The sequence below is a fragment of the Pseudoalteromonas sp. TAE79 genome (assembly GCF_000498015.1).
Classification (GTDB): domain Bacteria; phylum Pseudomonadota; class Gammaproteobacteria; order Enterobacterales; family Alteromonadaceae; genus Pseudoalteromonas.
Map to the genome: position 1 here is coordinate 1 of NZ_AUTL01000182.1, position 10462 is coordinate 10462.

The 10462-nt window shown below is 40.8% G+C and carries 5 protein-coding genes; 2 read left to right on the top strand and 3 right to left on the bottom strand.

The window, feature by feature from the left end; translation table 11 throughout:
* Nucleotides 1-112: 112 nt before the first annotated feature.
* Both L655_RS0113805 and L655_RS0113810 read right to left on the bottom strand, forming a co-directional pair.
* Nucleotides 113-1426, bottom strand: coding sequence for an ATP-binding protein (locus L655_RS0113805; RefSeq protein WP_024605340.1), 1314 nt, complete (start codon nucleotides 1424-1426; stop codon nucleotides 113-115).
* The gene (locus tag L655_RS0113810; protein WP_343222944.1) at nucleotides 1426-2865 is read right to left on the bottom strand and encodes a sigma 54-interacting transcriptional regulator; all 1440 of its coding nucleotides are present in this window, start codon (nucleotides 2863-2865) and stop codon (nucleotides 1426-1428) included. Before L655_RS0113810 ends, L655_RS0113805 begins: the two co-directional genes overlap by 1 nt.
* 842 nt (nucleotides 2866-3707) lie before the next feature.
* Between L655_RS0113810 and gltB the strand changes: the two genes are divergently transcribed.
* Nucleotides 3708-8165 carry a glutamate synthase large subunit gene (gene gltB / locus L655_RS0113820; protein ID WP_024605342.1) on the top strand — a complete coding sequence of 1486 codons (4458 nt, stop codon included), beginning with the start codon at nucleotides 3708-3710 and terminating at the stop codon, nucleotides 8163-8165.
* A 9-nt stretch (nucleotides 8166-8174) separates the two neighbouring features.
* A complete protein-coding gene (locus L655_RS0113825; protein ID WP_024605343.1) occupies nucleotides 8175-9590 on the top strand; it encodes an FAD-dependent oxidoreductase in 1416 nt (471 codons plus the stop codon).
* A gap of 438 nt (nucleotides 9591-10028) precedes the next feature.
* On the opposite strand, the gene L655_RS0113835 is transcribed toward L655_RS0113825, so the two are convergent.
* Nucleotides 10029-10462: IS3 family transposase (locus tag L655_RS0113835; RefSeq protein WP_024604509.1), on the bottom strand; the 434-nt coding region annotated here is incomplete at its 5' end.

The window sequence follows — 10462 nt, forward strand, 5'->3', positions numbered from 1 at the left end:
CTTAAGTTACAAGCCATCCTGGAAGGCTACGATTTAGCAAAATCTCTTGAGTCAGACTTGTGATCAAGAGACAGCTTTTTAAGTGGCTTTGTTGTTTTTAATTTTTGTGAATTTACGAATAAGGAAGGCTCACTTGTACGTTTAAGCCGCCCTCTATTTTGTTATGTAAACTTATATGCCCCTGGTGCGCTTCTGCTATTTCTCTGCATAAGGCTAGCCCTAAACCACTTCCCGTACTTTTTGTTGAATAAAAGGGCACTAAAGCATTTGCCATTACTTGCTCGCTCATACCTTTGCCGCAGTTGCTCACATTTATAACACAAGCTTGGGGTACAAATTCGACCTGAATATTTATTTCATTGGAGTTGGAGCCTGACTCGTGTGAATTTTTTAATAAGTTTATGAGCAGCTGCTCGAGTTGGGCTTGATCAGCTTGTAATTCATTGTGTGGATTTTTTATTTCGTAGCTAAATTGCCAGTGATTTTTTAAATTATTGAGTGTGTTTTGCCAGTTAATCCGTGTTTTTTGTGGCTGAGGTAATTTAGCAAACTTGCCATAGCCTTGTACAAATTCAGTTAAATGACTAATTCGCTCATCAATAGTTGCAAATACACGGGCAAGGCGGGGCTCATCAACTTTATTTGCGAGCAATTGTGCGCTGTGTAACATGGACGACATAGGGCCGAGTGAATTATTCAATTCGTGGCTGATAATGCGTATTACCTTTTTCCGCACGGCAACTTCTTGGCGACTAAGCTCACGGGTTAATTGTTTAAATATATATAAATGATGCTTTTGGTTATTGAGTAAAAACTCCCCGGTGGCTAAATGCCAAGTTTGCGAGTCTTGATTCTCTATTTCTATATTAAAGAGGCCATCAACACCGTGCTCTATAGCTGCTATTAATTGCAGGGGCGAATTTTCGAGCAATTTACTTAGCTGCATACCTTCAAGGCGGGTTGCGCTATTAAATAAACTACGGCTAATTAAATTACTAAATACCACCGTATTATTATCATTGACCAGTAATAACGCTTGCGGCGAGCTTTGCAATACTTTATCAAGCATTAACTCGCGCTGGTAAATCCATTGTTTTTCTTGGCGAAGCTGTTTAGCGGTTTGATTATAAAGTCGGCATAGTTTTCCAAGTTCATCATTACTTTTATACGCTAGTAAGCTGGAGAGCTCACCATCTTTAAAATTAAGCAACCCGGTTTCGAGCGATTGCATGCCAAGCTTTATTGGTTTGGTGAGAGCTCTTGAAAGCAAGGTGCTAAATGCAAGCGTTAGTAATATTAAAAACAGAGTGTAGTACATATCAAAACCACTAAGTGCGGCAATAATAAAAACAGGCAGCGCGCTACAAAGTGCGCAAATTAACACAACCTTTTGGCTTAGGGTAAAGTGGCTAATAATGTTTGGCATTAATAATCAATACCCATTTTTTGTAATCGACGATAAAGAGCTTGTCGGCTTAAACCAAATTCACGGGCCACTTTGGCTATAACACCTTGATGAGCGCGCATTGCGTGTTCTATTTCCTGTTTGGTCGGTTCTGCTTTTGCTTCTTGTTGAGCAGTAACCGATGACGAAAGTGCAAAGTCATCGACTGTAAGCGCACCTGTTGGTTTTAGTACCGCTACACGTTTACAAGCATTTTCTAGCTCTCGAACGTTACCTGGCCATTTATAATGTTGAAGTGCTTGCTCTGTGTTTATAGTCAGCTCTCGGTGAGGTAAGAAGTGGCTAATGAGTGCTAAAACATCATCTTGCCTTTCGCTAAGGGCAGGCACATTGAGCTCAATTACATTAAGGCGATAATATAAGTCTTCCCTAAATCGACCTTGTTGAATTGCTTGTAGTAAGTTTTCGTTAGTGGCCGATATAACCCGCACATTTACCTTTCGTGTTTGTGTTGAGCCTAAACGTTCAAACTCGCCGGTTTGTAGTACGCGTAGTAATTTTATTTGTCCTGAAAGTGGTAAATTACCAATTTCATCTAAAAATAACGTACCGCCATCAGCTGCTTCAAATCGACCAATACGTTGTTTGGTTATCCCCGTGTATGCGCCAGCTTCAGCGCCAAAAAGTTCGGCCTCTATAAGTTCTTGCGGTAGTGCACCGGCGTTTACCTTAATAAAAGGTTGCGATACAAGTGGGGAGTTTCTTTGAATAATATGCGCAATACACTCTTTGCCACTATCATTAGGGCCTGTAATTAATGCAGATATATCAGATTTAGCCACTTGAAGCGCCATAGTAACCAGTCGTTCCATAGCCGTGCTTTTAAATATTAGCCCGGCAAGGTCTGCGCTTTTAAATGTACCTTCACGCTCTTGTTGATGGCGATTATGTGTAGCAACTGTTTTTTTAGCACTGCCTAGCTCTATTAAGTTACTGATACAAACGAGTAGTTTTGCATCATCCCAGGGTTTCGGTAAGTAATCAGCAGCACCGGCTTTTACAAACTCAATGGCGGTGGCAAGTTCGGTCCAAGCTGTAATAAGTATAATAGGTAGGTGTGGGTTTATTTCTCGTAGTTCATAAAACAACGTTTTACCTTCTTCGCCAGAGGTGAGTGTTTGGCGTCTTGCTTGCAAATGTTGCCTTTGCTGTTCGCCTTCAAGTCTTTTAAGTACAGACTCCTGTTGCTTCAATTCATTAGTTAACTCAGGGCTTTGCAGCAGGGCAAGTGTGTCGCCTTGCTTTACTGTATCGCCGGCCTTTACTTTTAAATCTATAAACCCCCGTTCTGGACTGTAGATTTTAGGAGCATTAGCAGCAACAATTTTACCACTGGCGGCAATGTCTCGAATGAGCGCCTTAACATGTACTTTTGCAATCTGTACTTTTGAGCGGCTAATAGAGCTTTTAGCGCTATGGCTCGTTTAAAAAATATAAGCAATTGCAGAGACCACAATGAAAACAATCGCAGTGATTATCGCGTATTTTTTATAGCTTATAGGTGCCTTTACTTGTACGTCTTGTGCGCTGGTATCTTTAATCATTTAATTTCCCCTAAATTGCTTTTATGTATTTTTCGCACAGCAGTAATAAAGCTGCTGTGCAAATAGCGGCAATAGGAGAGAGTAAAAATAAGCTTAGAGTAAACATAGTAATTCCAATTAGCGATTATATATAAAGCTATACGATTAATATGCCAACTATTATGGTGTTGATATTTAAGTGTTTTTATTTTTTTGTTATTGAAATTTATGTCCGCGGACAGTTTATGTGTCCGCATCGGACATAGTTTTAAATAAAAATTCACTATTAACGTACAAAAAATGACATGAACTTTCATAACTATACTAATGAGCAGCAATAATCGGGGATGTTAAGCCATTAAAGTAATGAAATAGCATAAAACTATCTAAATGTTAACTGAATAGTCTCTCTAGCGCTGAATACTTATTCACTTTTGGTTGCCTTTACGTTTACGTAAGCTGGCACGCTGAAGGCTCGTGTTTTTTACAATATATTAAACTTGACACCAGTGTCATGAAAAAATAGTGGTTAAAATAACGCTAAATGTTAAAAATAATGATAAAAAGAAATCTTGCTATGAAGTGAGAAATATTCAAGAATGTGAATATGTATTCAAAGTGCTATTGACTCTATTTAAGATAGAGGCTAGTTTTGTCCGTCTGTTAGCAAATCGTCGAGCAGTTCATCCACGCTAACAGTGCAGCAAGGGGAGGGGTCTATGTTATACGACTCAAAGTTAGAAAAAGAAAATTGTGGCTTTGGCTTAATAGCTCAAGTTAATGGTCAAGCTAGTCATAGGCTTATTCGTACTGCTATTACGGGGCTTGATCGCATGCAGCACCGTGGTGGTATATCTGCCGATGGTAAAACAGGTGATGGCTGTGGTTTATTATTACAAAAACCAGATAGCTTTTTCCGTGCTATTGCTAGTGAACATAACTGGCACTTAGGCAAAAACTACGCAGTGGGTATGATATTTTTAAATTCAGACCCTGTTTTAGCGCAAGCTGCAAAGCAAATACTTAGCGAAGAATTAGAAAAAGAAACGTTAAATATTTTAGGTTGGCGCGTTGTGCCAACCGACCCATCTATGTTGGGTCCTATTGCTGTACAGCAATTACCAGGTTTTGAACAAATTTTTGTTAGCGCGCCAGAAGGTTGGCGTTCTAAAGACTTAGAGCGTCGCTTATATGTAGCACGCCGCCGCGCTGAGAAGCGCATTGTTGATGACGAAGCTTTCTATATCGCAAGTCTATCTGGTTTGGTAACTATCTATAAAGGCTTAATGATGCCTGCAGATTTACCAAATTTTTACCTAGATTTAGCTGATATTCGTATGACGAGTGCGATTTGTGTTTTCCATCAGCGCTTCTCTACTAATACTCAGCCGCGTTGGCCTTTAGCTCAACCTTTCCGTTATTTAGCACACAATGGTGAAATTAATACTATTGAAGGTAACCGCCAGTGGGCACGCGCACGTTCATATAAGTTTGCGTCACCGCTTATTCCTGATTTACAAAGCGCAGCGCCGTTTGTAAACGAAACCGGCTCTGATTCATCAAGCCTAGATAATATGCTTGAGCTATTTTTAGCTGGTGGCATGGATTTATTCCGCGCTATGCGTATGCTCGTACCACCTGCATGGCAGAAAAACCGTGCAATGGACGACGATTTACGTGCATTTTACGACTTTAACTCTATGCATATGGAACCATGGGATGGCCCGGCAGGTATTGTTATGTCGGATGGTCGTTTTGCGGCGTGTAACCTTGACCGTAATGGACTTCGCCCAGCGCGTTATGTAATTACACAAGATGGCTTTATTACGCTTGCATCAGAAGTGGGTATTTGGGATTACACTGCCGATGAAGTAGTTGAAAAAGGCCGTGTTGGTCCAGGTGAATTATTAGTTATTGATACTAAGCTTGGCAAAATTTGGCACTCAGATGAAATCGATCAAGATTTAAAGTCTCGCCATCCTTACAAGTCGTGGCTTGAGGAGAACGTTAAACGTTTAGTACCATTTGAAGAGCTTACTGAGCAAGACGCCGGTAATCGCTCATTTGATGACGAAACGCTAGCTAAATATCAAAAAATGTTTGGTTATACCAACGAAGAGCTTGATAGTGTTATTCGTGTAATGGGTGAAAACGGCCAAGAAGCAACCGGCTCAATGGGTGATGACACGCCATTTGCAGTGCTTAGTGAAGGGCATCGTTCGCTTTATGATTACTTCCGTCAAAAATTTGCGCAAGTAACAAATCCACCTATCGATCCACTGCGTGAAAATCATGTAATGTCACTTGCGACATGTATTGGTAGTGAGCAAAACGTATTTAACGAAACAACAGGCCATGCTAAGCGCCTACAGTTTGATACGCCAATTTTAATGTACGCAGACATGCAGCAGCTATTAAATGCTGATGAAGCGCATTACAGCTACTGTAAAATCGATATTACCTACACAGTTGAAGAAGGTTTAGAAAATGCGGTCACGCGTATTTGTGACCAAGCACAAGAAAAAGCAGCCGCTGGTTGTATCATGCTTATTTTAACTGACCGTAACTTTGATGAAGCAAATTTGCCGATTCCAGCAGCTATGGCTGTAGGTGCGGTACAAAAACGATTAGTTGATAACAATCTTCGTTGTGAATCAAACATTATCATTGAAACCGGTAGCGTGCGTGATGCGCATCAGTTTGCTGTGTTATTAGGCTTTGGTGCTACGGCAATTTATCCATACCTTGCGTATGAATCGTTAGTTGCAATGAGCGACAGCAAAATTATTAATAAGTCGTATTGCGAAGTAACTCTTGCTTACCGTAAAGCCATTAACAAGGGCTTATACAAAATCATGTCTAAAATGGGCATAAGTACGGTTGCATCATATCGCTGCTCAATGTTGTTTGAAGCGGTTGGTTTATCTGACGCTATTGTACAAATGTGCTTTAAAGGTGTGGCAAGTCGCATACAGGGCGCATGCTTTACCGACTTTGATGACGATCAGCAAAGCTTACACAAACTCGCTCTAAGTAAGCGTAAATTATTAAGCCACGGCGGCTTGTTTAAGTACGTACATGGCGGCGAGTATCATGCTTATAATCCTGATGTAATCCAAACCCTGCAAAAAGCAGTTCGTTCTGGTGAATATAGTGATTACAGTGAATATGCAAAACTTGTTAATACGCGTCCTATTGCCACTTTACGTGACATGCTTGCGCTTAAACTACCTGAGCAAGGTATAAGCATTGATGAAGTTGAGTCTGCAGAAAACCTATACAAGCGTTTTGACTCAGCAGCAATGAGTATTGGTGCGCTATCACCAGAAGCGCATGAAGCGCTAGCAATTGCAATGAACCGCTTAGGTGGTTGTTCAAACTCGGGTGAAGGCGGTGAAGATAAACTGCGTTATGGTACAGAGAAAAACTCGCGTATTAAACAAGTCGCTTCAGGTCGATTTGGTGTAACGCCTCATTACTTACGCAGTGCTGACGTTATTCAAATTAAAGTAGCGCAAGGTGCAAAACCAGGCGAAGGTGGACAATTACCAGGTGAAAAAGTAACGCCGTATATTGCTAAGCTTCGTTATTCGGTACCAGGTGTTACGTTAATTTCGCCACCACCGCATCACGATATTTACTCAATTGAAGATTTAGCACAGCTAATTTTCGATTTAAAACAAGTAAACCCTAAAGCACTTATTTCTGTAAAACTTGTTTCAGAGCCAGGTGTGGGAACCATTGCAACAGGTGTTGCTAAAGCATATGCCGATTTAATTACTATTTCTGGCTACGACGGCGGTACAGGCGCAAGCCCACTTACTTCTGTTAAATATGCGGGTAGCCCATGGGAGCTTGGACTTGCTGAAACACAGCAAGCACTAGTTGAAAATGGCCTTCGTCATCGCATTCGCCTGCAAACAGATGGTGGCTTAAAAACAGGTTTAGATATTATTAAAGCGGCAATTTTAGGTGCTGAAAGCTTTGGCTTTGGTACTGGTCCAATGGTTGCCCTTGGGTGTAAATACTTACGTATTTGTCACTTAAATAACTGTGCGACCGGTGTTGCAACACAAGACGAAACACTTCGTCAAAAGCATTATCACGGCTTACCAGAAATGGCGATGAACTACTTTAAGTTTATAGCGCAAGAAGCGCGTGAAATTATGGCTAGCCTAGGCGTTGCAAATTTAACTGACTTAATTGGCCGTTTAGATTTATTAGAAGAAATTGAAGGCAAAACTGCAAAGCAGAAGAAAATTGATTTATCGTCTGTTATTGCTCAGCCGAACAACCCAACTGGCGAAACGCTTTATTGTAGTGCGCCTAACAGTTCGCATTACCTAGGTAAGTTAAACGAAAGTTTATTAGCTAAAGCGCAAGAGGCAATCGATACGTCAAGCGGTATCTCGCTTGTGAGTCGTATTTGTAATACTGACCGCTCTGTAGGTGCAATGCTTTCGGGTTATATTGCTGATAAACACGGTAATCAAGGTATGGCGGCAGACCCAGTAGCAATTGAATTACACGGTACGGCGGGTCAATCGTTTGGTGTTTGGAATGCCGGTGGTCTTGAAATGACATTGGTTGGCGATGCTAACGATTACGTAGGTAAAGGCATGGCTGGTGGTAAGTTAGTGATTCGTCCACCACTTGGCTCATCTTTTGAAAGCCATAAAGCAACCATTGCTGGAAACACATGTTTGTACGGCGCTACAGGCGGAAAACTGTTTGCAGCGGGTTGTGCCGGTGAGCGCTTTGCAGTTCGTAACTCAGGTGTGCAAGCGGTTGTTGAAGGTGTAGGTGACAACGGTTGTGAATACATGACCGGTGGCGTTGTGTGTGTACTTGGTAATGTAGGTGTTAACTTTGGCGCGGGTATGACCGGTGGTTTTGCTTATATTTTAGATGAGCGAAATGATTTTGAAAAACGCATTAATCCAGAGCTTGTAGAAATAGTAACACTAGACGAATTAACGTCGCATCAAGAACATTTACGCGGCTTAATTGCTGAGCATTTAGAGCTTACGGGTTCGTGCAGAGCAGAAAGTATTTTGGCTAACTTTGAATTGTACTTACCGATGTTCAAATTAGTAAAACCAATATCAAGTGACTTAAAAAGTTTACTCGGGCATCGCGCTCGCAGTAGTGCCGAACTACGTGTTCAGGCGCAATAAGGGGGCAGTATGAGCGAAAATGTATATCAATTTATAGACGTGCAGCGTGTAGACCCACGCAAAAAACCAATCTCGTCACGTAAAAAATCTTTCGTAGAAATTTACGAACCCTTTTCAGAGAATCAGGTTAACTCACAAGCTGACCGTTGTTTAGATTGTGGTAACCCATACTGTGAGTGGAAATGTCCAGTACATAACTACATTCCACAATGGTTAAAGTTAATACGCACGGGCCGTATTATAGAGGCGGCTGAGCTTTCTCATCGTACAAATAGCTTACCAGAGGTTTGTGGGCGTGTTTGCCCACAAGACCGCTTGTGTGAAGGCTCGTGTACGCTCGATGAAGAGTTTGGTGCTGTTACAATTGGTAATATTGAAAAATACATTACTGATGAGGCATTTAAAATGGGCTGGAAGCCTGATATGTCTTATGTAACATGGACTGACAAAAAAGTAGCCATTATTGGTGCGGGCCCTGCAGGTTTAGGGTGTGCTGATATTTTAGTGCGAAATGGCGTTAAACCAGTAGTGTTTGATCGTCACCCAGAAATAGGTGGACTACTCACATTTGGTATTCCTTCTTTTAAACTTGAAAAATCAGTAATGCAAAAGCGCCGTGAAATTTTCACTGAAATGGGCGTAGAATTTAAGTTAAATGTTGAAGTAGGTGTTGATATTGCACTTGATCAAATTTTAGCTGATTACGACGCTGTGTTTTTAGGGGTTGGTACGTATCAGAGTATGCGTGCAGGTCTTGAAAATGAAGATGCATCGGGTGTTCACGATGCATTGCCGTTTTTGATTGGTAACACGAACCGTGTAATGGGCTACGACGAGACAAAACAACCGTGTATTGATATGGCTAATCAAAAAGTAGTTGTACTTGGCGGTGGTGATACAGCGATGGACTGTGTGCGTACGTCTATTCGACAAAATGCTGCAAAAGTAACGTGTGCTTATCGTCGTGATAAAGAAAATATGCCAGGCTCTAAACGTGAAGTTAAAAATGCGAAAGAAGAAGGCGTTATATTTACGTATAACGTTCAGCCTAAAGGCATTGTACTGAACGATAAAGGTAAAGTGACCGGCGTTAAAATGGTTAAAACTAAATTAGGTGAACCTGACGCAAAAGGCAGAAGCCGTGCTGAAGAAGTACCTGGTTCAGAACATGTTATTGAAGCAGATCAAGTTATTATGGCGTTTGGTTTCCAGCCTCACAAAATGGATTGGTTAGAAAAATACGATGTAGAAATAAACAACTGGGGCGGTATTAACGCACCAGAACAAAGTGAGTTTACACATCAAACGACTAACCCTAAAATATTTGCTGGTGGTGATATTGTGCGTGGTTCAGATTTAGTGGTAACCGCTATTTTTGAAGGACGTAATGCTGCAGAAGGTATTATGGATTATTTAAAAGTCTAATTGTTCGTATTAATAAAATGAATAAGAAGCAAGCCAACTGGCTTGCTTTTTTATTTGTTTTATCCAAATGTAATGTCAACGTAATTAGTGACAAATGGTGCTATATTTATACCATCTCTTGTATGGCTTTCTTGAGCAACACCTTTTGTTAGTAACTTCATGTAGTAACCTTATATAGTAACTTTCAAAGAAACTGCTTTGTTATTATGGGTTGTTCTTTATAAGCCAAATGCGATTTCTTTGGGTATCTACTAAGCGGCTTTCAGGGCTCGTTTCATATATATAAACGTTATCGACACTTCTTTCTTCTATGTCGTTTATATACTCTAATACCAATTCGGTTAATTAAGTGATCTATTTTGAGATAACAAAATTATGTCGATAATGGGGCTAAAGTTTTGAATCGCCCCGAGTTCATCGGAGACCAGTTTGTTTAAGTCAGGCCACTTTACCTGACTCGTTTAAATTATCATAGTAGTCTGTTTCATATTGAGCTGGTGAAATATACCCAATTGAAGATAATAAGCGTTGATTATTAAACCAATTGACCCACTCTAACGTTGCGTATTCAACAGCATCAACATTCTTCCACGGGCCATTTCTGCGAATAATCTCTGTTTTAAATAATCCATTTATTGTTTCAGCCAATGCATTGTCATAAGAGTCACCCACACTGCCTACAGACGCTTGAATTCCAGCTTCAGCAAGTCGCTCAGTGTATCGTATAGACAAATATTGGCTGCCTCTGTCGCTGTGGTGAATTAACCCTTCGGGGTTGCCACGATGCCAAATAGCTTGCTCTAACGCATCAAGAATAAGCTCTGTGTGCATTGTCGTTGATACACGCCAACCTACAATGTATCGTGAAAAAA